We start from the raw sequence: 26,046 nt of genomic DNA, 5'->3' as shown, positions 1-26,046 counted from the left end.
ATGAATAGCTCAAGTGGACGATTAAGACCAAAAGCTTCAATGGTTATCGCTATGTTTCGATGGGTGCCGGGAACGAAATAAGAAGTGAATATGCATGTACGAAAAATGCCCGCGACACGCGGGCATTTATTCAGAAGTTATTGGGTGGGGTAATTAGCTTACGAATGAAAGTTCAATTACTCACGTTATCGATGCGGGTAACAACCCGGCCCGCCACGGTCGTAATGATGACCGCCGTGCCAGCCACCGTGGGGGAAAATGATGCAGCCGCTCAGGGAAAGTATGGCAAGCAGCGGAATCAGCAGTGTGATTCGACGGAATATTTCAAAACCCTCATGGGGCAATAAAGCCAAAACGCTTCATCGGCTGTAACATGAGACCCCGCTTGTAGCGTCCCATCCCCGGAGAAAGGTAGGGGCTTGGCATGCATATGGATACAAATCGGATACATTTTTCAGGTTCAGGAACTCGCAATGACTCAGTCGCAACGTTTGAAATACTCGATTCTGATCTCCCTCGTGGTGTTGGGGATCATGTTCGGCCTTTCGTATCTGCAAAACGCAGGCGTCATCAGCGAGAAGCTGTTTCAGTACATCGCCATCGGTGTGGCGGTCATCGTGGTGGTAATCAATGGCATGATGCGTCGCAAGGTCAAACCCTGAGCGACGCACCTTGAGCTGATCACTCGTGTTGGAGCATGGCTGCAGCGTGCGGATGCAGGCTGTAGCTTTTGTCTGAATTGAGTGTGATCACGCCTTCGCTGCACAAGCGTTTCAACACTTCCCGCACACTGAGAAAGGACAGGGGAATATCCAGGTCCAGCAAGTGACTGTGCACGCCGCGCACGCCGAGGCTGCGGTCGCTTTCGGCGGCAGTCAGCAACGCATCGATGACTTTGAGTCGGATCAGACTGGTGCGCAGACCAAAGCTTTTGAGCAGCGACCTGATCCGCTCGTTGCCATTGCGCTCACTCCGTTGACTGAAAACACCGGAGCCCATGGCAGAGCCCTTTGGCGCGTTGCTACCGTCCGTTGGCAGTTGCGAGTTGTACATGCAAAAACTCCTTATCCGAGCCGGCCAGGAAATGTGATGGGTGCTCTCAATCTATAAGACGTATGAGCAGGGCAAATAATGAAGCCCTGAATGTAGAAATTTTGTCGCCATCACGTCAGCAGCCGGTGAGATGGCTGTGAAAAGCGCCTTTCAGGGCCTAAATTTTTTGTCATTTCTTTCGTTTGTAGGGGAAGGCGCAGTGCGTGTGTGACGCAGGGTGTTTGTCTGTTCGATCAGGAGCGAGCGTGATTATTTCCAGGCAGTTAACCAGGTTGAGCCTTGCGGGTGTGTTTGTGGGCTTGAGTCTTGCGGCAAACGCACGCAGTCAGCCAGAGCAGGCGAGCGCTGAGATTCGCCGGACCAGTTTCGGCGTGCCGCATATCCGTGCTGACAACGAGCGCGGGCTCGGTTATGGCATTGGTTACGCCTACGCTCAGGACAACCTGTGCCTGCTGGCCAATGAGATCACCACCGTGAACGGCGAACGTTCACGGTATTTCGGCCCGGATCAGTTCACGGTCGAAGAGCGCGAAAATCTGGTCAGCGATCTGTTCTTCAATTGGCTGAACACCCCGCAGGCCGTCTCCGCTTTCTGGCAGGCGCAAACCCCGCCGATACGCGATCTCATCGAAGGTTATGTGGCGGGCTATAACCGTTCGCTGGCAGAGCATCGGGCGCAGGGTTTGCCGCAGCAGTGTCAGGGCGACTGGGTGCGTGAGATTACCATCCAGGACCTGGTCAAGTTGACGCGGCGTCTGCTGGTCGAAGGCGGAGTAGGGCAGTTTGCCGAAGCCTTGGCCGGCGCGACGCCACCCAAAGCCGTTGCTCAGACGGCAGGCGACCCCGAGGCGTTCCAGGTGGCCGCCTCACGCCTGCAGCGTTTTGCCCTGGATCGCGGCAGCAATGCCGTGGCGGTCGGCAGTGAACGTTCTTTCAACGGCCGCGGAATGTTGTTGGCCAATCCGCATTTCCCTTGGGTAGGCGGGATGCGTTTCTATCAAATGCACCTGACCATTCCCGGCAAACTGGACGTCATGGGCGCGGCACTGCCAGGACTGCCGATGATCAATATCGGTTTCAACCAGCACCTTGCATGGACCCACACCGTGGACTCGTCCAAGCATTTCACCTTATATCGCCTGCAACTCGATCCCAAGGATTCGACCCGTTACCTGCTCGACGGCAAGTCCTTGCCCATGAAGAAACAGACCCTGACCGTGAACGTGAAACAACCTGATGGCCAGACCCATCCGGCCTCTCATGTGATCTACAGCTCGCAGTTCGGCCCGATCGTGCAGTGGCCCGGAAAACTCGACTGGGACAACCAGTTCGCCTACAGCCTGCGCGATGCCAATCTGGAAAACGACCGAGTCTTGCAGCAGTGGTATGCAATGAACCGTGCGGTCAGCCTCAAGGACTTGCAGGCGTCGGTGCACAAGATTCAGGGGATCCCGTGGGTCAACACCCTGGCGACGGATGATCAGGGGCAGACGCTGTACATGAACCTCTCGGTCGTGCCGAACGTCGGTGCCGACAAATTGGCCAAGTGCAGTGATCCTCGCGCCGGGTTGCAGATGATCGTCCTCGACGGTTCCAACAGCGCGTGTGCCTGGGACATCGACCCGCAGGCTGCGCAAAAAGGGATCTATGCGGCAGACAAGTTGCCGCAGCTGTTGCGCAAGGACTTTGTGCAGCACTCCAACGATTCGGCCTGGATGGCCAACCCGGCGCAACCGCTCAGCGGTTTTTCGCCCCTGATCAGTCAGGACGACCAGCCATTGGGGCTGCGCACACGCTTTGCACTGGATCGCCTGAATACGTTGAACAAGACCGGACCTATTGCGGCGGTGGATTTACAACACATGGTGATGGACGACCAGGTGTATCTGGCAGCTCAAGTGATGCCGGACCTGCTGCAGTTTTGTGCTGCGGCCCTGGGTTCCGATGCGCCAACGCTCACGCCGCTGTGTGCCAGTCTCAAGGCCTGGGACCGCAGTGCGAATCTGGACAGTGGTCTGGGCTTTGTGCATTTCCAGAATGTCATGGAGTCGCTAGAGGAAACACCTGATCCCTGGCGTGTGGCGTTCGATCCGAAAGACCCGCAACACACCCCGCGTGGCCTGGCGGTCGATCACCCGGAAGTCGCAAAGGCGGTTCGCGACGCGATGCTGGCGTCGGTAGCGCAGATCAATAAGAGGGGGCTCAAGGCTGATAATCGCTGGGGTGATATCCAGGTGGTCAGCGGTGGTGGCCAACAGACGCCGATTCACGGTGGACCTGGCGCTCTGGGGATTTATAACGCCATTCAGAGTGTGCCGAGAGCCGACGGTAAACTCGAAGTCGTCAGCGGTACCAGCTATTTGCAGGTGGTAACCTTCGATGACAAGGGACCGCAGGCCCAGGGGCTGCTGGCTTTCTCGCTATCCAGTGACCCGGCCTCGAAGTATTCCAGAGATCAGACCCTGGCATTTTCCAGGAAGCAGTTGAGTGTGTTGCCGTTCACCGAGCAGCAGATCGCGTCCGATCCGCAGTACCAGGTTCAGACAATCCGCGAGCAGGATGAAAAAGCCGGGAAGGTGGCTGCACAGTAACGCTGATGGCGCTTGAATCAGGAATGAAGGCCGCACCCCGCAAGGCTCGCGGCCTTCAGCTTTTTGGGGCTTGTTGCGGAATGGAGTTGAGGACCGGATTGCCATCCTTGTTGCGGGTCAGGTAGACCGGCAATACCTTGGGCAAGGACGCCACCAGGTTGTTGAGGTCCTTGATGTTGTAGATGCCGCCGATGCGAATCGAGCCGGTACTGTGGTCGGCCACCATCACCGGTTTGCTCAAGTAGCGATTGATCAATGGCAGTGCGTCGGCCAGCGCCAGATCATCGAGCACCAGTTTTCCGCTGCGCCACGCCAGTGAGTTGTCATTGTCGTAGGTCTGACTGATCTGGGAAGTGAAGTCGCCGCGTCTATAGCTTGCCTGCATCGCTGGCTCGAGACGCAAGCCGTCACCCGCAAGGGCATCATTGCTGCTGACCAGCACCGAACCTTCAATCAGGTTCACGCGTACCTGATCTTCATACATCCAGACATTGAATTTGGTTCCGGTTACCCGAATCCTGCCTTCGGCCGCTTTGACAATGAAGGGGTGCCGAGTGTCGTGGCGGACGCTGAAGAAGGCTTCGCCTTTTTCCAAAGTGATCCGGCGCTGGTCCTTGTAGTTGCTGAACGTCAGCTCACTGCCCAGGTTCAGTTCCACCTGACTGCCATCGCTCAGGGTGACCTGACGGACAGTATCGCTCGCCTCGAAATGTTGGTACGAATTGGGTAACCAGCCCAGGTTCCAGCCGCTATAGGCCGCCAATGGCAGCGCCATGGCGCAAACCGCGGCGGCGATACCGAAGGTGCGCCAAGGCGTTTCACGCTTGGCGCGAGCCACCGGTATCACGGTTTCGGGACGTGGCAGGTCCCCCGCGACATCCCAGATTTCCAGCATGGCCTCGTACTCGAACGCGTGAAGCGGATGAGCGTCATGCCATTGCTCGAACGCCAGCCGCTCTTCAGCCGTGCAATCGATGGCGTGCAGACGCATGCACCAATGCGCAGCGGCATCGGTGATTGCGTCATATTGGGCTTGCGAGAGAGGGTTTTCGGTCATTGACTCATCCTGATTTCCTGCATTCTAACCTTGTGAGGAAGTCTGCGAGAACAACCGTCATGGCAATTACCCATCAAAGTGGTGTTTATTTTCTGATTCATGGGGTGCTGGTGTGCAATTGGCGCCCCAGATGGGTGATCAGCCAGGTAACGCTGTCAGCGTTAGCGAGTTGCACCGCCAGTCTGATCAGTGGATCTTTTTTGAAGGTTGTGCGGGCACCGCTCAGGTTGTCCTCGCCGGTCAAGGTCAAGATATGTTCCTTTATCCGATCGGTATTTTCATCAGTAGTACTGCCCAGGTCCTCCCATTCACCGGCATCAGGGTTCTGGATTTTGAACAGCTGTGTATAAGGCGTCTTGATTGACAGTGCGCTGTCCTGAAGTTCGCTCAAGGCTGTTTTGAGATCAGTGGCGAAAGCACTGGCCGTTCCTATCAGGTCGACGAACGGTCTGCTGGAGTCGAGATAAGAAATGTCCTCGGTTTTGCCGGCAATGTGCGAAATCTCATGGATCAGGGTTGCCGCCCGAGCATGAGCGTTGATGGGGAAGGCGGCGTCGGACAGATGATCGCGGTAGTGGTCGAAATGGGGGAAGAAAAATTTATCTGTCAGGTAAATTTTCCCTTTTACGTCCTTTGGAAGGGTGAAGCCGAACGTATTTTCCGCGTGACTGAGGATCTTGCCGACTACAAACCGCCTGGAGTTCGGCTTTCTGAGTGTGGGGTCCAACAGGGCCGCAAAAATGTCGCCCACGACTTTTTCGAGCTTCTGCACATGCGCGTCCGACACGGTAGACACATCGATAAAATCCATGATGAGCTGGTGCACGGGCGTGACCGTACCGTCAGAAGTCTTGAGCATTTGCAGGTTGCGGAAGCTGTTCCAGGCATAGGTGGTTGCCAGATCCAGCGCCTCGTCAATCTGACGAGCCTTTCGCGGAAAAATTTGACGGACTTGAGGCATTCCATGTGCTTCGACATTCATGCTTTCCCAAACCGTTATCGCGTTCTGTAACCGGTTGATGAGGCTGAAGCGGGGCGCCGGTTTTTCCCTGTCCAGAACCCATTGTTTCGATTCGTTTTGACGCAGATAAGGGACGCGAGCGGGGGTGTCGGCGATGCGCCAACGGGTGCCAGGTTTTGCGACCGGATACACTTTTCCTTCAACCGGCCCGTAAAGTTGTTTTGTCGTTGGATGAGAGTAGAGCCCAAGCTTGGCGTTGTGTGTCAGCGAACCCAGATCGACGTCGATGCTCTCATGACGCTTCAATTGCGTGCGCTCGGGTGCAGTGATGTCGATGTCCTGCCATTTGAGTCGAGTGTCGGGCGTTTCTGGCGCGGGCGCGCGGGTCGTCGAAGGCTCCTCCATCGATTGCTGCAACGAGGCCAGTTGTGCAATGCCGCTGATGAACTCTTTTATTGCGGCTCCCCATTTATGTGTTTGAAGGTCTTCGGCGGATTGCTTGATATCGCGGTAACTGCGCCATACCGTGATGGGGTACGCGAGTTTGCCTATACAAAACGAAAATGCCGCGTGCAAATCTTCGCCCAACACCTGTTTGATGGTCGCCCACTCGCCCTGTTTTCTGTCATCGGACTGACAACCGAGCAATCGGGTCAGCAACGCAGCGTTGTCATTGAGTAAATGGTTGAACAGGTTCCCCTTGATCGGATTGGATGCCAGTGTGGTCTCGGTGAAGCGATGACCGGTGCTCGTCGGCGTGGCTCTGGTGACGCGGTGATCAGTGATCGCCATCCGGGTTTCCAGGAGTATCCGATCAGGCTGCGGCAGATTCAGGAGTAGCCAGTCGAGCAGCGGTCCGCGGGTCTTCAGTTCTGTTAGCAGTTGTGCTTCATTTTCATATTCTTTCACCCCATGCCGAGGGCTGTGAGGCGCAATAAGCACCTGTGGTGCAGAGCGATCAGCCGTTGAGCCGATTAGATAAACACCGGGCACTTTGATCGTCTGTGCACTCTTGATACCCAAGAACTCAAGCGGGCGGATGATCGCATGGGCACCGGCGACTGCAGCGCGGGCGATGGCGTCTGGCATGTCCATGACTTGCCGGATCAGATCAAACCCCGTCTCGCTCAGACGTTCCTGCAGTTTTTCCGCGTGAGCGTAATGCATCAACTGCCAGGGCAATTGTGTGTAAAACCGCGTCCTGCGGCCCGCATTCGCCTGGGTATCTGCCAAGGCGTCGCTCAGTATTTTCTGCTGATGTTCGCCCGGTTTCAGGTTTCGTATCAGGTCTGTGATGTAGCGTTCGTCCATCCCCTCGGGAATCACGGTGGTATCAAGCGATACCAGTTTGAAATGGACCTGATCCAGATCCTTCAGGTGAGTCAACGCAAAGTCGGTCAGCGTTTGAGTGTTGGCTGCAGATGTCGCGTGGGCACTTATTTGGACCTGGACGTTGTCCGGGTTGATGTTGAAGGTGTCTGCCTTGAGTTGTTTTTCAAGTTCAAGGTGTGCCGTGCGTTGCAGTGATCGTATGCCGGTCAGGTAATCCTGGTCGTCTTTAACGTTATTGAGGTATTGCTGAAGCAGCTCGGCATGCAGCATCAGATCGTTAACGGACGCTTTGGCCAGCCATGCCGGCAGTTTTTGTTGAGTCGTCAGTGACCGCGCAATGTCCATCGCACGGTCGAGCCCCGACCTCGGCTTACGCAGCGCCACGAGATTCAGGAGATGGGTCAGCGGCGTGGTGGAGAGTTTCGTCGCCAGCGCGCTGGTCAGGCACGACGGGTCCAGATGCACAGAGGGTTTTTGTAGATGATCAAGAAAATGCCCATCTACCCGCTGCAGGGGCGCCAACGTGTAAGTCTTGCCAGGCAATCGTTCGCTGCGGCCAAGGTTCTCCAGAAGCGTTGAGCGATGGTTGACGTCTGCGAGGCGTTGACCGAGTTCGGTCAGCAACGGTGTCAATGCTTTGAAGGCTTCAAACCCTAACGCGGGTGTCCACAAAATGGCCCTGCCCGAATGCACCGGGTCCAGGCCTCCTCGTTCAGTCAGCACAAAACAACTGGCCAGTTTCAACGGATCCGTAGCGTCGCCTGCCTTCAACGCCAGGGAAAATACGTCCGGCAGAAAACCGTTCAACGCGCCCCGGTGCAACCGTATCGGTGAATCGAGCACCGTTTTGATGATCGCCTGTTCCGTCACACCCAGCGTGCGGGCAACCGTCTGCAGTTTGAGCTCGCTGCGCAATGCTGTGGACAGGGTGTGGGTGAAACTTGATTGCAAGCCTTCCAGCGACGAACCGACGAAACGTTGGGCGTCGGTGATCGTGCGGGTGGCGGCAGGAATGACGGGGTGGTTTAGAAGGTTTTGTTCAAGCGCCGCGGTGGAGAGCAGTGCCCATTGTTCTTTGACCGATTCGGCGCGCACGGTGGCCGGTTGTGCACTCCAGCGCTGGTCCACGTGTGTACTCCAGCGCCCGTTGGCATCGACGGCCAACAGGCGCTCATCGATCAGTCCCCGAACATCAAGCGCCTTGTCGAGCAATGCATGCGGGTCCAGCGAACCTTCACTTTCGCGGTAGCGGCTCAAGGCGTAAGTCAGGTTCTGCAATTGCTTGTCGAGGATGTCTGCCATCAATTGTTCGAACGCCGGGCCAACGATCGGTTCTCCGATAATCATGCGTTCATCCGGTTCCATTGAAAGCAGCGTACGGCGCTCGTCCAGCGACATGTAGTTAAGCAGCGTGTCCTCATGCCCTTCGCTTTTGATCATCGCCAGCACGATTGTTCTGGCCGCGGGCAGGTTGCTCGTGGCTTCGATACCTCTGGACCGGGTATACAGAAAGCCGAGGGCGTCGCTGCTGCCGATCATCAAGGTGCAGGCCAGTTCCGCGTAGTGCTTGAAGGGCGCGGTGATACGTACTTTTTCGATGCGCAGGGAATCGTTGGAGGCAGGCGCGAGGCTCACATTCATCAAGCGCAGGTATTGCTGCGAGGTTAAAACACCTTGCTGGCGCTTCAATAAAAGATTGACGTGAAAGGTATCGCGAATACCTTCGGTAAGAAACTCCGAGGGTGACTGGCCAGCGCGTGTGGGGGAGTTCCAGTACGTTTTCAGCAGGTTTCGCAAGTGAGGTGTAAAGCGTTGCGCGATCTCTATGATTGAGCTTTCCCATGCCTGGTTATCGGCGTCGCTGCTCACGCCGTGTGCAGGATTGGAAAAGACCCTGGAATCACCCGTTGGCCACTGATGGGTCAGGTAGTACTGCAAGAGGACGTCGCTCAGTGGCTGCGAGGACATCGTGTACCGGGACTCGCGGGTGTCGAAGGTGGAAACCGTGCTGATGAAGCTTTCCAGCCTTGTCTGGCGCTGGTCCAGCCTGGGGAATCGCTTGGCCAAAGCAATCTTGAGGATTTCGTCCAGCATCGACTGCAGTGTCGGCATCTTGACCAGTTTGGCCATCATCGACTGGATGTTGTGTGTCTGATTGAGTTCGAGTGTGAGCGCCTGGTCCTGGAATACCGCACCTTCGATGGTTGTTGTAGAAATCTCAGGCATGGCAGCTGCCTGCACAGCGTTACGTTGTTCAATGGAAAGATAACGCAGTAATTCCCGTTTTCCGGTCTCTTGCGCCAACCATGCCTTGAGTGTGCTTTTGAGGTCGACCTTGTCCGCGAATTTGACCAGACCTTTCCACGGCGTGTAGAGCATGACTTCTCCATTATTGGGCCGGCTCATGGCGAAAGCACCGGCCAATGGAATGTCCGTCGGGCCCAGAAGCAATCGTTCGATATGTATGGGCTTGGTAGTGGCCACACGGGCTACATGGGTCGGTAGATAAACACCCTGCAACCAATTCAGGTCATCAAGGGTGAAGGTCAGCGCTTTCTCGCGATCACCGGGCTGTTTGGCATTGGATGCACGTTCTGCTTCGTCAAAAAAATACGGCAGTGGAGAAGCAATCATGATTTTTCCTCGATGTGCTGCGATTGGTGGGTAATCGCAGGCCTTTGGATTGAGGAAAAACAGTACGGCCAGGGGCAGGCTCGAGTGCGGTACATATTGCTTGATCCGAACAGGCTGTCGAGACTTGACAGGACGCTGGTAAAACAGCGCTTAATCGACAACTGTTTTTGGTTGCCGTGCAACCTCGTTTCACCCTGTTGCCCGTACTCAATAATAAAACTGGAGCTTCAGATGACCGCAACGCCCGAAATGACCGTCAGTTCGAACACTCAAACGCTCGATTTCGACGCGCTCGTTCTTTTGCTTGAGCAGATTTTCCAGCGTCATGGCACCAGCGCCGATGTCGCCAAAACACTGGCCCTCAACTGCGCCGGCGCCGAGCGCGATGGCGCCCATAGCCACGGCGTGTTTCGTATTCCCGGTTACGTGTCGACGCTCAAGAGCAGCTGGGTCAATGGCCAGGCCGTGCCGGTGGTCGAGGACGTCGCTTCGGGTTTTGTCCGGGTCGACGCCTGCAATGGATTCGCCCAGCCGGCCTTGGCGGCAGCACGCGCACTGCTGGTTGAAAAGGCCCGCAGTGCCGGCATTGCGGTGCTGGCGATTCGTAATTCCCACCATTTCGCAGCCTTGTGGCCGGATGTCGAGCCCTTCGCTTATGAAGGGCTGGTGGCGCTGAGCATGGTCAACAGCATGACCTGCGTGGTGCCGCACGGTGCCGATCGCCCGTTGTTCGGGACCAACCCGATTGCGTTCGCCGCCCCTCGGGCTGATGGCGAACCGATTGTCTTCGACCTGGCGACCAGCGCCATTGCCCATGGTGATGTGCAGATCGCCGCACGCAAAGGTGAGCGTTTGCCGCCAGGCATGGGTGTGGACGGTCTCGGCCAGCCGACCGAGGACCCGAAAGCGATTCTGGAGGGCGGCGCGTTGTTGCCGTTTGGCGGACATAAAGGTTCGGCGCTGTCGATGATGGTCGAGCTGTTGGCGGCGGCGTTGACCGGGGGGAATTTTTCCTTCGAGTTCGATTGGTCGAACCATCCGGGGGCCAAGACGCCGTGGACTGGCCAACTGCTGATCGTGATCGACCCGAGCAAGGCGGCGGGGCAGAGTTTTGCCGAGCGCAGCCAGGAGCTGGTCCGGCAGATGCACGGTGTGGGGCTCAAGCGTCTGCCGGGTGATCGACGTCACCAACAGCGGGCCAAGGCCAGCGCCGAAGGCATTAAGCTCGATGCTCAGACATTGGCGAATTTGCGGGAATTGGCCGGGCTCTGAGGTCTGCCTAAACCCCGGGCATGAAAAAGGCGAGCGAAAGGCTCGCCTTTTTGCTGAGTGCCCATTAAAGCGGTACCGCTTAACGCCGGCCCAGCAACAAACCGACTACCAGGCCAAAACCGGCAGAGATGGCCACGGTTTGCCACGGATGACCACCAATGTAGGTTTCAGTGGCTTCGACTGCAGGTTTGGTCCGGTCACGAACGCTGGTGACGGAGTCCCGAGCCTGCTGAAGTTTCTGGGCGATTTGCCCACGAAGTGTGTCCGCTTCTTCACCGACGAGTGAGGCACTGCTTTTCAACAGTTTCTCCGACTCTTCGATCAGAGCCTGAAGTTCACTGAAGGCCTGATCCTTGATCTGGTCTTCGGCGACTTGTGCGGCTGTTTTCCGGGCCATTGGGGTACTCCTTGCAGGTAAATGGACAGTGAACAATGGAGTCTGTCGTCAGCGAAAAAGTTGCAGTGAATTTTCGCGTTGACCCCACCCTGAAGAAAAATCCTGAGTCGGACATTTCCTCCTACAGTGTAAGATGTCGCCTAATTTACGCAGCAGGTAACTCCCATGAGCTTCAATCTGGCCGACAAACCCCTTGCCGAGCGCGCGGCGCTTGAAGATGAGAAATCCCGTCTGTTCGATCTCTGGCAAAGCAACCTGGGCAAGTCCAAGGGCGAGGCCGCAAGGTTGTTCGGTGAGCGCGCCAAGCGCAAAGGCAAATGGTCCGAGTGGGTCCGTGCCGAACTTGACGGCATGTCGCCCCCGGAATTCGCGAACATGGTGCGCAGCGAGATCAATCGCCTCATGGCTGCCAAATAGAACATGCGAAACTCGCGACAATGGCCTCACGCACTTTCAACACCAGCGGATCGAGCTGCGTACTGGTGCGCCAGCCCAGTTCGATCGGGTAACGCGGCAACGCCAGGGGGCAGGGCAGCAGCGCCAGGCCGCTGAGCGCCGCGATGCTTTGGGCCGCATGGGCCGGAATGGTCGCCACGGCCTGACTGCCCTTGAGCAAATGCGGCAACGCCGCAAAGTGTGTGGTCGACGCCCATACCCGCCGACTCAACCCCAGCGCCGCCAGCCCCTCATCGGTGATCCCGATAAAACCACCCGACGACACCAGGATGTGCTCGCGGGCGACGAACTCCTCAAGACTGATGGTTTGCTGTCCCTGGGCCAGGCTCATCGGGTTTGCCAGGCACAGATAGCCTCCTTCTCCCAGCACCTGACGGCTGAGCAAGCGCTCGGCAAATCCGCCTGCAGTAATCGCCAGATCGATACTGCGTTCCATCAACGCCTGGGCGACGATCTGGCTGTGGGTCTGACGGAAGATCAGCCGCAGCTTCGGCGCGACGCGGGCGATTTCCTCGATCAGCCGGCGACCATAAGCAATTTCGAAATCATCTGACATACCCCCGGTGACTGAGCGCCCGTCGTCATGGTGGGCGGCCGGATCGACCATCGCCAGGCTCTGCCGGCATTTGTTCAGGGCATCGCTGACCACCGGTTTCAACTGGTTGGCCTTGAGTGTGGGCGCGAGGCCTCGGCCGGTGCGCACGAACAACTGATCGCCATACACCTCGCGCAGCCTTCGCAGTGCTGCGCACCGCGATGTACGCCAAAGGCGTGGAGGTCTGGTGCGCGCCAACGGTGGACGAGCGGGAAATGTGGCAGGTCAGCATGCGCCATATCGCCCATGAAGGACGTTGCTTTGTGGTCAGCGCCTGTCAGGTTCAGGATTCACCGCACGCCTTGGGCGTTGAGATCGCCAACTGGCCGGCGGACCGGCCATTGATTGCCGGCGGCAGCGTGATCGTCGGGCCGATGGGCGACATTCTGGCGGGGCCGTTGCGCGATGGCACCGGTTTGCTCAGCGCAGAAATCGACACCGATGACCTGATCCGCGCCCGTTACGACTGCGACGTGGTGGGGCACTACGCGCGCCCGGATGTGTTTGAGTTGTCGGTGGATGAGCGCGCCAAACCGGGTGTCCGCTTCAACGCATAACCCCTGGATCTCTAGGTTGAGTTAACCACTCTTCACGGGTGATTTCCCAGAGGTCTCTGGGGAATCGCCCGCTGACGAAGTCGCCCTCATCGCTGCGGATCAAGCGCATGCCGGTGCGTTCCGAGAGTTTGCGCGAGCCGATGTTGGGCGCCGCTTTCGGTACCCGCAGCACTGACCGGCCGAGGGCTTTGAACCAATACTCGGTGACGGCCGCACTGGCTTCGGTCATCAAGCCCTGGCCTTGCCATTTTGGCCCTAGCCAGAAGCCGCGGTTGTTGTCCTGTTCATTCATCAGGCTGACAGTGCCAATTAACTGATCGGGCGCGGACTTTAAGCGGATCGACCAATGCCACTCATCACCGCGCGCAATCGCTGGCAGGGCATTGTCACGCAGATAGGTCAGTGCGCCGTCAGCAGGGTACGGCCAAGGGACGAGGGCGTTCAGGTAACGCACCACTTCCCAGTGCGGGAACTGTTGCTGGATGGCTTCGGCATCGGCCAACTCCAGCGGGTGCAGGATCAAGCGTTCGGTGTCGAGCGTGGGTGTGACTTCCATGTTCTTTGTCGCTCCTTGAGTCGCAATTACCAGGTGCCGGTCGTCGACGCTGGCAGGCTGAGTTTGCCACTTTCCACGAAACGCAGGGTGCCGAACAAGCCACCGGCCAGTTTGCCTCGCAGCACGTAGGGCAGGTTGTTCAGGGTTTGTGTCTGGCTCAGGCCCAAGGTCTGACGCAGCACCGAGAACGCCGAAACGCTCACCGGCACCGTCAGCACGGTTTCGGAAAAGCGTGCAATCGAGCCCGCTTGATCGCTGACGCCGGAGGCGAGTGGCTGGCCATTGACCTCCAGGTCCAGGGCCACGCCGTTGTAGTCGATCGCGGTCTCATTGGGATTTTGCACGCGTATTTTCACGGCAAAGCGTACTTCCATGTCCTGGCTTTGCAACGGCTCGAAGCCGACCACGTTGATGTTCAGCGGGTCGCGATTGGGCAGCAGGGCGCAGGCGCTAAGGGAGAGCAAAAGAAGGGAAAGCAAAACGGCGTGGACACTGCGCATGGACATGCTCTCTTAAAGAAAAGGCCGAACCACCCGTGGCTCGGCCTCGAGCATTTTCTAGCGGTTCAAGGGTGCGACAGCTGCAGGCGAGACGGGTTCAGTTCAGAGCATGGGAACGATCATTATCAAACGGGTGCCGCAAATGCCGCCAGCAAATCCTCTTCAAATGCCCTTTGCGCATCCCCCGGCACCTGCGCGCGATGGCGGGCCAGATGGAATGCCACGTCAAAACTCATATCGCCTCGGCGCACGGCCCGCAGCAATCCTTTGTCTTCCCAGCTGCGGGCAAAGTGATTGGGCAAATAGCCAACGTGTTTACCGGAAAGAATGAAGGCGAGGGTGCCTTCGACTTGCTCCGAACGCGCCGAACACATCTTCCCCTGGAAGGGTTCGTCGCTGCGCAGGAAACGGTAAGGGTGATCGACTCGATCACACGCCTGTAGCGCGTGATCGTCAGGCGCATCGTCGGTGAACAGCGGATGTCCGGCGGCGCAATACAGGTGCTGGGTTTCGGTAAACAGTTCGCGGTAGTCAAAGGCGCTTTGCACTTGTGAGAAATAGCCGATCGCCAGGTCCAGTCGTTGTTGCAACAGCAACCGTTCCATTTCACCAGGCATGGCGCTGATCAATTCGATGCGCACCGATTCGTCCCGTTCACGAAAGCGCCGGATCGCATCGGCCACCCGTTGCAACACGGATTGATCGAGCGCTTCGGACAGCCCCAGACGAACCTCGCCGATCAAGCGCCCGGCCACACCATTGGATTGATGGCGGAAGGCTTCGATGGACTCGAACAGGCTGCGAGTCGCGTTGAGCAGTTGTTCGCCCTTGGGCGTGATTTTGAAACCACCCTTGCCGCGACTGCACAGACGATAGCCGAGCCGGGTTTCCAGTTTGGCCATTTGCTGGCTGATGCTCGACTGGCTCAGACCCAATTCACCCTGAGCCGCGCTGAAGCCGCCGCACTCCACCACGTTGACGAACAGCCGCAGCAGTTGCAGATCGAGATCATGGAGTTGGCCGAGCATCAAACATTACTCCGAGATAAAGTCAGGATAACTACCTTGGTATTTTTCCAATGTATCTGACGACGCATTCTGCATCCACTTCCTCTGGTCAGGTGTTTCGTCATGGCTCCCACGTTCAAGCTGTGTTTGCCCGCACTGTTTCTCGCCATGGCCGTATCGGCCCAGGCCGAGGAAAAAGTAGTCAACCTCTACAGTTGGGCTGATTACGTCGCTCCCGAGACCTTGCAGCGTTTCGAACAGGAAACTGGCATCCATGTGCGGTACGACACCTTCGATTCTTCGGAGGTACTCGAAACCAAGTTGCTCACCGGAGGCAGCGGTTACGACGTGGTCGTGCCGTCTTCCAGTGTGCTGGCCCGCGGACTGGCAGCCGGTGCGTTGAAAGAGATCCCTCACGAAGGCCTCAAGGGGTACGCCAACCTCGATCCGGACTTGCTGGAAAAACTCGCCGCCGTCGATCCTGGCAACCGCTATGGCGTGCCCTACACCTGGGGCACCCTGGGATTGGGGATGAACGTCGAAGCCGTGAAGCAGCGTTTGCCGAATGTGCCGCTCAACAGCCTGGACCTGCTGTTCAAGCCGGAATACGCCAGCAAACTGAAAGACTGCGGCATTGCCATTCTCGATTCACCCCAGGAAGTGGTCGGCCTCGCGCTGCATTACCTGGGTAAAAATCCTTACAGCACCGACAAGGCGGATCTGTCAGCCGCCGAAGCGCTGCTGCATCAGCTGCAACCCAATGTGTTGTACGTCGCCACCGGTCGGCAGATCAGCGATCTGGCCAATGGCAGCGTATGCCTGGCGTTGACCTATAACGGTGACGCCAGCATGGCCGCTGATCAGGCGCGCAAGGCCAACAAGCCGTTCGAAGTGGCGTACCGGATTCCGAAAGAGGGCACGCTGGTCTGGCAGGACAACCTGGCGATCCCCAAGGATGCGCCTCACCCTGAAGCGGCCCACGCCTTTATCGAGTTCATGCTGCGCCCGGAATCCGTCGCGGCACTGACCAACACACTTTTCTTCGCGACGGCCAACCAGGCCGCAACACCGCTGGTGGATGAGGCGGTGCGCACCGACCCGGACATTTACCCGCTGGCTGACGTGCGTGACCGGTTGTACGCCGACCGCAGCATGAGCCTCAAGGACATGCGTCAACGCACGCGCTTGTGGACCACTTTCCGTAGCCGCCACTAAAAAGGAATACCTGATGGACGTCCCGATGCAAAACGATCAGGCCATGACCCGCGACAGCCTCTATGGCACTGCCGCAGAAAGTACCTACGCCGGAATCACCAGTTTCATGCGTCGTCGCTACAGTCGCGACTTGCGTGGCGTTGATGTAGCGGTCAGCGGTGTCCCGTTCGACACCGCCACCAGCAACCGCCCCGGAGCGCGTTTCGGACCACGCGGCATTCGTGCCGCGTCCACCGGGATTGCCTGGGAACGCCACTGGCCATGGACCTTCGACCCGTTCGACCATCTGGCGGTCATCGACTACGGTGATTGCGACTTCGATTACGGCACACCGCAGTCGGTGCCCGAAAGCATCGAAGCCCATGCCGAACACATTCTCAACGCCGGTAGCGCGATGCTGACGTTCGGCGGGGATCACTTCATCACGTATCCGCTGCTCAAGGCCCATGCGCGTAAACATGGTCCGCTGTCGTTGATCCACTTCGACGCCCACAGCGACACCTGGCCGGACGAAGACGGCAAGCGCGTCGATCACGGCACGATGTTCTGGCACGCGGCGAAGGAAGGGCTGGTGGATCCGTCGCGTTCGGTTCAGATCGGGTTGCGCACCACGAATGACGATCACCAGGGCTTTCAAGTGCTGGATGCGCGGCAAGTGCATCGACGTGGTGTTGATGCAATTGTCGAAGCGATTCGGGCGAGGGTCGGCGATCACCCGGTGTACCTGACGTTCGACATTGATTGCCTCGACCCGGCATTCGCTCCGGGCACCGGAACGCCGGTGTGCGGCGGCTTGAGCACGGTGCAGGCGCTGGAAATCCTGGGTGGCTTGCGCGGGATTAATCTGGTGGGGATGGACGTCGTGGAAGTGGCGCCGGCCTACGACAGTGCGGACATTACCTCACTGGCGGCGGCGACGTTGGCGATGGAAATGCTGTGTTTGTATGCGGCTAAACATAAGGTCGACCGGTAACACCGACCTGCGGTGACTCCTCCGACACCATCGCGGGCAAGTCGGATCGCCGCACCGCCACTCCCACAAGTACAGCGCAGTACCTGTGGGCGCGGGCTTGGTCCGGCCGGCGATCCGACGATGCTTTTTCAGGCGACCGGGATGATTGGCAGATCCAGGGTTTCAGCCCTGCTTCCGACTGGCCAGCCTGATAACCGTTGGCGGTGTCGATGAAATTGCCGCCAGCTTCAGAGAAGGGCCGACCCCCGGCCCATCGCTCCTGCCACTTTCTGACAGGATGCTCTGCTAAGCTTCGACAACTTTTCCGGACAGAGCCTGCCGATCGTGTCGCGTACCACTCGTTTACTGACCTTGTTGCAAGTGCTGCGCGGCAAAAGTCGTCCGGTGACCGCGGCGACGCTTGCCGGCGAATTGGAGATTTCCGAGCGCACGCTGTACCGCGACATCGCTGAACTCACCGCACTCGGCGCACCGATTTACGGTGAAGCGGGAATCGGCTACGTGCTGCGCAGCGGTTTGTTTCTGCCGCCATTGATGCTCAACGCCGATGAAACCGAAGCCATCGTGTTGGGCTTGCGCTATGTGGATCAGCGCGGGGATGAGGTATTGAGCAAGGCCGCGGCGGATGCGCTGGCCAAGATTGCCGCGGTATTGGCGCCTGAAGCGCTCGACGCGTTACGCAACCCGACAGTCCTGCCGGGCCCGCGCGGTTATGGCTTTGCGCCCAACGCGGTGCCACTGACGGTGTTTCGCCAGGCCATCCGCGATCAGGCCAAGCTGCACATCGACTACGCGGACGCCCATCAGGTGCCGAGTCAGCGGCTGATCTGGCCGCTGGCCCTGGGGTTTCTGAACGAGGCGCGAATCATCGTCGCCTGGTGTGAGTTGCGCAGCGCCTATCGCACCTTTCGCACCGACCGGATCTCGGCCGCCAGTGCGCAGGGCGAGCGGTATCCGGGGCGGCGCAGCGACCTGTTGCGGACCTGGCGCAAGCAGATGCAACTGGATGAAGCCGGGCGTTTCACTCCTGACAAGAACTGACACAGGCCTGTTTTAGCATGGGGCCAGAATCAACAAACAAGGAGCCGTAAACATGCCCAATCCAGACGCTTCACTGGCACCCGCCATCGCCGCCTATATTGCTGCGGCCAATGCCCGCGACACCTCGCGGGTCGCTAGTTTTTTCGCTGAGGATGCCAATGTGTTCGATGAAGGCCAGCACCAGGTCGGCACTCACGCCATCGCGCAGTGGATGCAAGACACCGCCCAGCGTTACCAGCCACGGGTTGAAGTGCTCGACGTGCAACTGCGCACCGGCAAAGTGTTGGTGCACAACCTGATCTCCGGGACGTTTCCTGGCAGCCCTCTGGAATTGCGCTACATGTTTCGCCTGAACGAGCAGGGCAAGATCGCCCGGCTAGACATCTCCCTCTAACCAAGCCGCGTGGCATACTGCCGCGCATGAATGTCGACTCTCCCTTAAGCGCCTGGCAGCACGCCATCGAACAGAAGGGCTTCGTCCAGGACGAAGCTCAGGAACATGCCGTCTGGGCGCTGCAAAAATGCTACGAAGCGCTGCATGAAGGGCGCGCGCCGATCACCGGCGTGTACCTCTGGGGGCCGGTCGGACGCGGTAAAACCTGGTTGATGGACCAGTTTTACCAAAGCCTGAAGGTCCCGGCCCGTCGCCAACACTTTCACCACTTTATGGGCTGGGTGCATCAACGCTCGTTTCAGCTGACCGGCACCGCCGACCCTTTGAAGGCACTGGCTCGCGAACTGAGCGAGGAAGTTCGGGTGCTGTGCTTTGACGAACTGTTCGTCAACGACATCGGCGACGCCATCATTCTTGGCCGTTTGTTTCAGGTGATGTTCGAGCAGGGCGTGGTTGTAGTTTGCACCTCCAATCAGCCCCCGGATCAACTGTACGCCGAGGGCTTCAACCGCGACCGGTTCGTGCCCGCCATCGAGGCCATCAAGAAACATATGCAGGTGATTGCGGTGGACGGTGGCGAAGATCATCGTCTCCACCCCGGCATAGGTTTGCAACGTTACTGGGTGGCCGCATCGGGACAGCCCAGTGCGCTGGGTGAAGTGTTCAAGGCACTGACCGTCGGCCAGTCGGTGGCCAGTGACCCGATCAAGGTAGGCTATCGCTCACTCAATGTCGTGCAGGCCAGCGAAACCGTGCTCTGGAGTCGTTACGCCGATCTCTGTGAACAGCCTTTTGCCGCCATGGATTTCATCGCCCTGTGCGACACCTTCAGCGCTATTCTGTTGAGTGACGTGCCCAACCTCAGCGCGCAAAAGCGCGAAGGGCGCATCGCCCGGGGCACTGAAGACGGCGTCGAGCGGGTGGTGGCGGGTGATCGCGAGTTGCCGCAATTGTCGGTGCATGACGACGGTGTACGGCGTTTCATCGCCCTGGTGGACGAGTGCTATGACCGCAAGGTGCCGCTGTGCCTTGAAGCGCAGGTGCCCATGGAATCGTTGTACACCGAGGGTTATCTGGAGTTTCCATTCCGCCGCACCCTCAGCCGATTACAGGAAATGCAGCTGCAACGTTTCGCCGAAGCTTGAACCCAAGGAGCCGCGAACATGAATCAGCCTCTGTCGCACCATTTGCTGACCATGGCCTACCAGAACGCCTGGGCCAATCATCGACTCGCCAAGATCTGGAGCCAGTTGAACCCGGCCGAGCTGGCGGCACCGCGGGTCAGCTTCTTTCCCAGTCTGCGCGCTACCCTCAATCACATCCTGACCTGTGACTGGTTTTACGTGGATGCGCTGGAGCGGGAGTTGCGCGGCGATGATCCGCATCCCGATTGCTACGTGTTTTTCAACCAGGACGAGCCGTTTACGCACGCGGTCGACCTCGAGCGCGAACAAGCGCTGGTAGACCGGCGACTGATCGCCTACTGCGAGCAAATGCGCGATGCCGACCTCGGGAAGATCGTGACCATCGCCCGGGACACGCCGCAATATGAGAGCCGCGTACGTATGCTCTCCCATTTGTTCGAGCACCAGATTCATCATCGCGGGCAGGTTCACGCCATGCTCAGCGGTACCTCGGTCAAACCGCCGCAACTGGACGAGTTTTTCTGTGCCGGAGAGTCAGGCTTGAGGGCCGAGGATTTTGCCGAGCTGGGGTGGACCGAAACGCTGATCTGGGGCGCTTGATCGTAAAGATTGCAGCATGAGCAGCGCTCGCGATATTGTCGTTCGGCTTTCCAGTACGAGCTGCGTGCTGGGGCTACTTCATGTGTAATCGAGGGTGGAAATGGAATCCGCAGAAATTCTTGTGCTTCAGGCCAGCTACACCAATGCGGTGCATGCCGAGGCTATTGGTCTGGTGCTGAATGCTTACGCCGAAGACCCGATGGGCGGGGGCCACTCATTGCCCGCCGACAGGCTGGAACAACTGCCGGCGGAACTGGCCAAGCGTCCCTATGCGTTCAGCGTGCTGGCCTTCGTCGGTGGCGAGCCGGCGGGGCTGGTCAATTGCTTTGAAGGTTTCTCGACCTTCGCCTGTCGACCGTTGGTCAATGTGCACGATGTGATGGTGGTGAAGAAGTTTCGCGGCTTGGGGTTGAGCCAGAAAATGCTGCAAAAGGTCGAGGACATCGCTCGCCAACGCGGCTGCTGCAAAATCACGCTGGAGGTGTTGGAAGGTAATGCAATCGCCCAAGCGTCCTATGGCAAGTTCGGTTTTGCCGCGGGCATGTTCGACCCGGCGCACGGTCGGATGCTGTTCTGGACCAAGGCGCTTTAATCACTTGCGGGCATAAAAAAAAGGGCGTCCATCAGGACGCCCTTTGTTTATTTCGGTCTGTAGGACTCGGTCACCTGTGCGGTTTGATCGTCCGGAACCCGGAGTTCAGAACTTTTGCCTTCGGTGGTGTTACCCAGCGCCTGCTGTTGGTTGTACCGCAGGGTGTCGAAGTAATACCGCATGCGTTCGGCGCCGCCTTCGGCCAATGCGCTTGCCGAGACGAACGTCATCAGGCCGGCGATGATCAGGGGTGTACGTTTCATGGTGTGCCTCCCACTACGATTGTCGGGTGCCTTTCGTCCATGAGCCAGTGTCGAAGGCACAGTTTTCGACGATTCGGTTAAGCGAGAGTTAACAACGCTTAGAGCTTCCAATCCAGGCTCAGGGTCACCGTGCGCGGGTCGCCCCAAAAGACGCCGTTGTAAAACCCGACGTTGTCGTAATACTTCTTGTCGAACAGGTTATCGACGTTCAGCGAGGCCGACAGGTGCTTGTCGAACTCATAACGCGACATCAACTTGACCACGGTGTAAGCCTCCTGGCGGATGTTCGCGCTGGCGGTGATCACCTCGCCACCGGCGCCACGTCCGACCGGGCGCCTGGCGGCGCGGTAGACGTCGCTTTGCCAGTTCACCGCACCACCCACGGTCAGTGCCTGCCAGTCGCCGGGCAGGCGATAGGCCGTGGAGAAACGCAACATATTCAACGGCTGGTTGATGTTGTTGCGCTGCTTTTCGCCATTGGCCGAGTGGGTGTAGGTGTAACCGGCTGTCATGTTCCAGCCCGCCGTGACCTCGCCGGAGACTTCGGCTTCGAAACCCTGAACCTTGTTGCCTTTGCCGCCCGATTTGAAGAATTCCTCCCCGGTGACCGGGTCCGGTGGCACCGAATCGTCGAGTTCGGCGACGTTATCCTGCTTGCTCCAGAACAATGCGGTGGCGAGGTTGAGGCGCTCTTCCAGGAGGCTGCCCTTGAGCCCCAGCTCATAGTTGCTGCCGACCACCGGTTCCAAGTATTTATGATGGCTGTCACGGTCTTCTTGCGGTTTGAAAATATCGGTGTAGCTGACGTAAGCCGTGTACTCAGGCGTGATGTCGTAGAGCAGCCCGGCGTAAGGGGTCCACATGTCGTTGTGCAGTTGGCGAGTGATTTCGACATCGGTCAGTTGCAGGTTGTTGTCGTATTTGTTGGTCTTCTTCGACATTTCCCAGCTGCCATAACGACTGCCGAGTACCGCGTGCAGGTCGTCGGTCAGGGTCAAGCGAGTGGCCAGGTAACCGGCTTTTTGCCGGGTACTTTCATTGGAACCTTGCAGGCTGGTGACGGTGTCGGGGAATTTGGGGATGCCACCCATGTACTTCCAATCGGGGACGTTTTCGTAATCCGACGGCCGTGCGCCGTCTACCGTGTAAGGGTTTTCTTCGCTGCGTTCGGCTTCGCCATAGCCGATCATCATTTCGTGCTCACGCCCGAACAGCGAGTAAGGTCCCGACACGTTGAAGTCATAGGCCTTCATTTTTTGCGTGCCGATCATGTGGCTGACGTTGGCGCTCATGCCGCTGCGATCGGCATTCGGGAAGCCGCCACCGCCGTAGTAGATCTTGCCGTCGGTGTCACTTTCCCGGTGAGTGTAGGCAGCCTTGAGGTGCCAACCGCCTCCCAGTTGATGGTCCAGATTGGCGAACGCGGTTTTGTCCTTCAGCGGCCAGGAACTCCAGGACGTGGCCATGTTGGTCGAGCGTCCCAGGTTGGCTTTGCCGCCGTCAGAGTTCCAGTACGGTACGGTGCCCCAGGATGTGCCCTGCACATGTTTGTTCTGATAGTCGTAACCCACAGCCAACACAGTGTCATCGGTCAGGTCGGCTTCGAGAATCCCGTAACCGACTTCCCGTTGTTGCTGGTACTTGTCGCGGAACGAATGGCTGTCGCGATAGGCCAGCACGCTGCGTCCGCGCAGGCGTCCGTCGAAAGCCAGTGGGCCGCCGACGTCCAGATAACTGTAGTAGTCGTCATAACGGCCGCCGCTGACGCCGGATTGGGCTTGCCACTGCGCCGTCGGCCGTTTGCGCACCATGTTGATGGTGGCCGAAGGGTCGCCCGCGCCCGTGGTCAGGCCGGTCGCGCCGCGAACCACTTCGATGCGGTCGTAGATGATGGTGTCGGAATCGGACTTCATGTAGCTGAAGGTATTCAGCATGCCATCGATCTGGAAATTGTTGATCGTGTAACCCCGGGACGAATAGCTGACCCGGTCCGAATCGTTGTGTTGAACCACCACGCCGGTGGTCTGGCTCATGGCTTCGGACAGCGTACCGAGTTTGAAATCGTCCATTTGCTGGCGCGTGACCACGGAAACCGATTGCGGCGTTTCCTTGATCGACAGGTCCAAGCGCGTTGCAGTGCTCATGGCGCCGGTAGTGTACGACTCGGTGTTTTCGGTGGTGCTGCCCAAACCTTGGGCGGTCACTTGGGTCGCGCCGAGTTCGAGGGTGCGGCCGGGCTCTTGATCAGGGCTGGTTTCGGCCAGCAGATCGGGACACAGGGCGGCACTGCACAGGCCCAGGGTAAAGGTCATGGAACGGGTGATAGGCGCGAACATCGCAGCCGACTCCTTGTCTTCGAGGGAAAAATTCCGTTTGTTCAAAGACGAAGGGGAGAGGCGGGATTTAGCACTAAATGAGAATAATTATTATCTTTGCGAGGTTTCGGGCAGAGTTGTCGCGCAATGGCGTAGGAAAAAGGGGCCGGAGCTGGCCCCTGAAAAGATTACTTCTGAACGACTGCCGGATTGGCAGGCGTGGCCTTGGGTTTCATCAGGCTGAAGTCGATCAGTGCCTTTTGCTCGCGCTCATAAGGATTGCCGATCATCAATGGCCGGGGCTTGAAACTGTCGCTGACCAGGCTCTTGCTGCGATCCAGTTCATCAAAACTCAAGCCTGCCAGATCAGCCCAGGTATGGATCAGATGCGAGCTGCTGTAAGGCCGCCCCAGATCACCGGCAAAACTCCAGTCATGGTTTTCGCGCCATTTCGGTGACGCCCAGGCCATGAACGGGATGGTGTACATCGGCGCCGTCGGTTTGCTCTCGTTGCGACCCAGTGTGCTATGACCAGGCGAATCGAATACGTCCTCACCATGGTCGGAGAGGTACAGCAGGAACCCATTCGGATCAGACTTGGCGTAGTCCTTGATCAGGCTCGAGACCACAAAATCGTTGTACAGCACCGCGTTGTCATAGCTGTTGTACGTCGGCACCTGATCGTCGCGCACACCGTCCGGAACGCCTTTGCGGTCCTTGAACTTATCGAAGGACGACGGATAACGGTATTGGTAGCTCATGTGCGTGCCGAGCAAATGCACGACGATCAGCTTGCGCGGCGCAGCGTCGGCCAATGCCTTGTTGAACGGCTCGATCACGTCGCCATCGTACTGGGCGGCATTCTGGTTGCGGTTGTTGTTCAGGTACACCTGCTCGTCGGCCTGTTGGGAGAAGGTCGTCAGCATGGTGTTGCGCTTGGTCATGGTCTGCTGGTTGGTGATCCAGAAAGTCTTGTAGCCCGCCTGCTTCATCATGCTCACCAGCGATGGGGTCGACAGGTACAGATCCGGGTTTTCTTCGTCGGCGAAGGTCAGCACCTGCTGCAGCGCCTCGATGGTGTAAGGGCGCGGGGTGATGACGTTATCGAAGACCGCCAGTTGTTCCTTGAGCTTGTCCAGCTCCGGGGTGGTTTCCCGAGGGTAGCCATACAGGCTCATGCGCTGACGGTTGGTGGACTCGCCGATCACCAGCACCAGGGTCGCCGGCTGATTGGCCGTCGTATCTTTAAGATTGTGCAGGGGTGGAATCTTGCTGGCGCTATGGAGCATGTCTTGCATACCGGCCAGGGTATCGAGGTAGCGGTGATAGGCCACGGCCATCTGCCAAGGCACGGCGGGCTCGATGCGCGTTTCGAATTTTTCGAAACCGCCGGCGAGGCTGCCGGTACGCGCGGTTTGCTTGATCAGCGGATAACCGACGACAGCGACCACAATGGCCGTTGCAGCCACCAGTGCCCGACCGCGAGGCATGTACACCGGGCGCAAGCGAGTCCAGAGGACGTAAGCGAAAGCGGTGTGAGCGAGGAACGCCGCCACCATCCACCAGGCAAAGTACTGAGTCATGTACTCGCCCGCTTCAGAGATGTTCGATTCGAACATAATGAAGATGACGCTTTGGGAAAATTCCTGCTGATAGATGAAGAAATAACCCAGGCTGGCCATCGAGCAGGCCCACAGCACCACGCCGATCAGCGCGGCCATGACACGTGTTTGTTTGGGGAACAGCAGCATCGGCGCGAGCCAGATGGCGCTCATCACAAAGGCCTGGCGAAACCCGGTAAAACCAGAGGTGCCCGTCAGTTGGATCAGCAGTTGGGTAATGCCCGAAAAATACCAGAAGAACAGGAACAGCCAGAGAAATCCTGTCCAGTCGAAACCTTTCGCAGACGTATTGCTGCGTTTAAACAAAGCCATTGGCGCTCCAGCCTAGTAATCACTTCGACCGCCGAGGCCTTCCATGTCGCCGACGAACGGATGCCGCACGGATACCGAGCGGCCATAATGAGCCGGAGTATCAACAGGCCGATGTGAAAACTTTGTGAGATGCCAGGATTGGCGAGGCGTCGAAGCGTTGTCGGAAACAGCAGAGGGCTGTTTCCGACTCAAGCGAGGGGATCAGGCGTGAGGGGCATGGTGGGCGACAGGTAAGGGCTGGGTCTGAGTGCCTTGTGTCAACAAGCGCAATTGCGCGAGCTCCTGCCTCAACTGGTCGCGCTCGTCTTTCAATTGGCGCAATTCATCACGACGGATCGTGACGTAAAGGGTTTGTGCTGGCCGTGCTGCATGTACTGTGCCCATTGCTCACCTCGCAAATGGCTGCCTCAACTGTAAAACCGCCCCGAGATCGGGTGCTGAATTACTATCGGCGCCAATTTTGATTTCTTTTGCCTCAGAAGGGAACTTTTTTATTTTTCACGGTCGTTGTGTCGTCAGCGCGATTACCGACGTTATCGGTCTGGATCGGGCACAATGCCCGGAAACTATGTGCCAACGCTCTGGACTAACCCACATTAGTCGCGT

22 protein-coding genes and 2 pseudogenes are annotated in these 26,046 nt (G+C 58.1%); 12 read left to right on the top strand and 12 right to left on the bottom strand.

The genetic code is table 11. The features are described 5' to 3' along the window. Positions 1–473 precede the first annotated feature (473 nt). Positions 474–662 carry a hypothetical protein gene (locus QK293_RS18145; protein WP_033055104.1) on the top strand — a complete coding sequence of 63 codons (189 nt, stop codon included), beginning with the start codon at positions 474–476 and terminating at the stop codon, positions 660–662. A 19-nt stretch (positions 663–681) separates the two neighbouring features. On the opposite strand, the gene QK293_RS18140 is transcribed toward QK293_RS18145, so the two are convergent. Further along, positions 682–1,053, bottom strand: a complete 372-nt coding sequence (locus tag QK293_RS18140; RefSeq protein WP_282379451.1) for a fe2+ zn2+ uptake regulation protein — start codon at positions 1,051–1,053, stop codon at positions 682–684. Positions 1,054–1,298: 245 nt separating this feature from the next. Here QK293_RS18140 and QK293_RS18135 point away from each other — a divergent pair, with 245 nt between their 5' ends. Beyond that, positions 1,299–3,644: an acylase gene (locus tag QK293_RS18135; RefSeq protein WP_282379448.1), complete on the top strand. Its 2,346-nt coding sequence runs from the start codon at positions 1,299–1,301 to the stop codon at positions 3,642–3,644. 55 nt (positions 3,645–3,699) lie between these two features. On the opposite strand, the gene QK293_RS18130 is transcribed toward QK293_RS18135, so the two are convergent. Both QK293_RS18130 and QK293_RS18125 read right to left on the bottom strand, forming a co-directional pair. Next, positions 3,700–4,701, bottom strand: a complete 1,002-nt coding sequence (locus tag QK293_RS18130; RefSeq protein WP_282379446.1) for a FecR domain-containing protein — start codon at positions 4,699–4,701, stop codon at positions 3,700–3,702. Between the two features lie 97 nt (positions 4,702–4,798). Next, a complete protein-coding gene (locus QK293_RS18125; RefSeq protein ID WP_282379444.1) occupies positions 4,799–9,628 on the bottom strand; it encodes a DUF6543 domain-containing protein in 4,830 nt (1,609 codons plus the stop codon). A 231-nt stretch (positions 9,629–9,859) separates the two neighbouring features. Between QK293_RS18125 and QK293_RS18120 the strand changes: the two genes are divergently transcribed. Beyond that, positions 9,860–10,900, top strand: a complete 1,041-nt coding sequence (locus tag QK293_RS18120; protein WP_282379442.1) for an Ldh family oxidoreductase — start codon at positions 9,860–9,862, stop codon at positions 10,898–10,900. Between the two features lie 79 nt (positions 10,901–10,979). Here QK293_RS18120 and QK293_RS18115 read toward each other — a convergent pair whose 3' ends face one another. Beyond that, on the bottom strand, positions 10,980–11,297 hold the full coding sequence (locus QK293_RS18115; RefSeq protein ID WP_123364977.1) for a DUF883 family protein: 318 nt from the start codon (positions 11,295–11,297) through the stop codon (positions 10,980–10,982). Between the two features lie 165 nt (positions 11,298–11,462). Between QK293_RS18115 and QK293_RS18110 the strand changes: the two genes are divergently transcribed. After that, positions 11,463–11,714 carry a hypothetical protein gene (locus tag QK293_RS18110; RefSeq protein ID WP_282379433.1) on the top strand — a complete coding sequence of 84 codons (252 nt, stop codon included), beginning with the start codon at positions 11,463–11,465 and terminating at the stop codon, positions 11,712–11,714. Here QK293_RS18110 and QK293_RS18105 read toward each other — a convergent pair. Beyond that, a pseudogene (locus QK293_RS18105) lies at positions 11,698–12,501 on the bottom strand (LysR substrate-binding domain-containing protein); the annotation flags it as partial. The gene QK293_RS18110 and the pseudogene QK293_RS18105 sit on opposite strands and share 17 nt — an antisense overlap. On the opposite strand from QK293_RS18105, the pseudogene QK293_RS18100 reads away from it, so the two are divergent. Further along, positions 12,498–12,905 (top strand): annotated as a pseudogene (locus tag QK293_RS18100) (nitrilase-related carbon-nitrogen hydrolase); the annotation flags it as partial. The pseudogenes QK293_RS18105 and QK293_RS18100 sit on opposite strands and share 4 nt — an antisense overlap. On the opposite strand, the gene QK293_RS18095 reads toward QK293_RS18100, so the two are convergent. The 3 genes from QK293_RS18095 to QK293_RS18085 form a co-directional block, all read right to left on the bottom strand. After that, positions 12,895–13,461 (bottom strand): GNAT family N-acetyltransferase, encoded by a 567-nt coding sequence (locus QK293_RS18095; RefSeq protein WP_282379431.1) that lies wholly within the window; start codon positions 13,459–13,461, stop codon positions 12,895–12,897. The pseudogene QK293_RS18100 and the gene QK293_RS18095 sit on opposite strands and share 11 nt — an antisense overlap. Before the next feature lie 26 nt (positions 13,462–13,487). Beyond that, positions 13,488–13,961 (bottom strand): LEA type 2 family protein, encoded by a 474-nt coding sequence (locus QK293_RS18090; RefSeq protein WP_282379429.1) that lies wholly within the window; start codon positions 13,959–13,961, stop codon positions 13,488–13,490. A 125-nt stretch (positions 13,962–14,086) separates the two neighbouring features. Next, positions 14,087–14,989: a LysR family transcriptional regulator gene (locus QK293_RS18085; protein ID WP_282379427.1), complete on the bottom strand. Its 903-nt coding sequence runs from the start codon at positions 14,987–14,989 to the stop codon at positions 14,087–14,089. A gap of 102 nt (positions 14,990–15,091) precedes the next feature. Between QK293_RS18085 and QK293_RS18080 the strand changes: the two genes are divergently transcribed. The 7 genes from QK293_RS18080 (at position 15,092) to QK293_RS18050 (ending at position 20,928) form a co-directional block, all read left to right on the top strand. Further along, positions 15,092–16,183 (top strand): polyamine ABC transporter substrate-binding protein, encoded by a 1,092-nt coding sequence (locus QK293_RS18080; protein WP_282379426.1) that lies wholly within the window; start codon positions 15,092–15,094, stop codon positions 16,181–16,183. A 13-nt stretch (positions 16,184–16,196) separates the two neighbouring features. Beyond that, positions 16,197–17,156: an agmatinase gene (speB, locus tag QK293_RS18075; RefSeq protein ID WP_282379425.1), complete on the top strand. Its 960-nt coding sequence runs from the start codon at positions 16,197–16,199 to the stop codon at positions 17,154–17,156. Positions 17,157–17,480: 324 nt separating this feature from the next. Next, positions 17,481–18,197, top strand: coding sequence for a YafY family protein (locus tag QK293_RS18070; protein ID WP_282379424.1), 717 nt, complete (start codon positions 17,481–17,483; stop codon positions 18,195–18,197). A gap of 52 nt (positions 18,198–18,249) precedes the next feature. Beyond that, positions 18,250–18,591 carry a nuclear transport factor 2 family protein gene (locus QK293_RS18065; protein ID WP_282379422.1) on the top strand — a complete coding sequence of 114 codons (342 nt, stop codon included), beginning with the start codon at positions 18,250–18,252 and terminating at the stop codon, positions 18,589–18,591. A gap of 26 nt (positions 18,592–18,617) precedes the next feature. Then, positions 18,618–19,736 carry a cell division protein ZapE gene (gene zapE, locus QK293_RS18060; RefSeq protein ID WP_282379420.1) on the top strand — a complete coding sequence of 373 codons (1,119 nt, stop codon included), beginning with the start codon at positions 18,618–18,620 and terminating at the stop codon, positions 19,734–19,736. Between the two features lie 18 nt (positions 19,737–19,754). Next, positions 19,755–20,336: a DinB family protein gene (locus QK293_RS18055; protein ID WP_282379418.1), complete on the top strand. Its 582-nt coding sequence runs from the start codon at positions 19,755–19,757 to the stop codon at positions 20,334–20,336. Positions 20,337–20,436: 100 nt separating this feature from the next. Next, positions 20,437–20,928, top strand: a complete 492-nt coding sequence (locus QK293_RS18050; protein ID WP_282379416.1) for a GNAT family N-acetyltransferase — start codon at positions 20,437–20,439, stop codon at positions 20,926–20,928. A gap of 47 nt (positions 20,929–20,975) precedes the next feature. On the opposite strand, the gene QK293_RS18045 is transcribed toward QK293_RS18050, so the two are convergent. The 4 genes from QK293_RS18045 to QK293_RS18030 all read right to left on the bottom strand — a co-directional run bounded on the left by QK293_RS18045 (position 20,976) and on the right by QK293_RS18030 (position 25,824). Beyond that, positions 20,976–21,191, bottom strand: a complete 216-nt coding sequence (locus QK293_RS18045; RefSeq protein WP_282379414.1) for a hypothetical protein — start codon at positions 21,189–21,191, stop codon at positions 20,976–20,978. Positions 21,192–21,289: 98 nt separating this feature from the next. Next, positions 21,290–23,527 (bottom strand): TonB-dependent siderophore receptor, encoded by a 2,238-nt coding sequence (locus QK293_RS18040; protein ID WP_282379412.1) that lies wholly within the window; start codon positions 23,525–23,527, stop codon positions 21,290–21,292. 167 nt (positions 23,528–23,694) lie between these two features. Then, positions 23,695–25,440 (bottom strand): phosphoethanolamine transferase CptA, encoded by a 1,746-nt coding sequence (locus tag QK293_RS18035; protein ID WP_282379410.1) that lies wholly within the window; start codon positions 25,438–25,440, stop codon positions 23,695–23,697. 201 nt (positions 25,441–25,641) lie between these two features. After that, the gene (locus tag QK293_RS18030; protein ID WP_282379408.1) at positions 25,642–25,824 is read right to left on the bottom strand and encodes a DUF6026 family protein; all 183 of its coding nucleotides are present in this window, start codon (positions 25,822–25,824) and stop codon (positions 25,642–25,644) included. Between the last annotated feature and the right edge of the window lie 222 nt (positions 25,825–26,046).

The organism is Pseudomonas sp. AL03, assembly GCF_029960815.1.
Lineage (GTDB): Bacteria > Pseudomonadota > Gammaproteobacteria > Pseudomonadales > Pseudomonadaceae > Aquipseudomonas.
The sequence above is the reverse complement of the archived record's forward strand: the minus strand, read 5'-3'. Positions and strand labels throughout refer to the sequence as shown.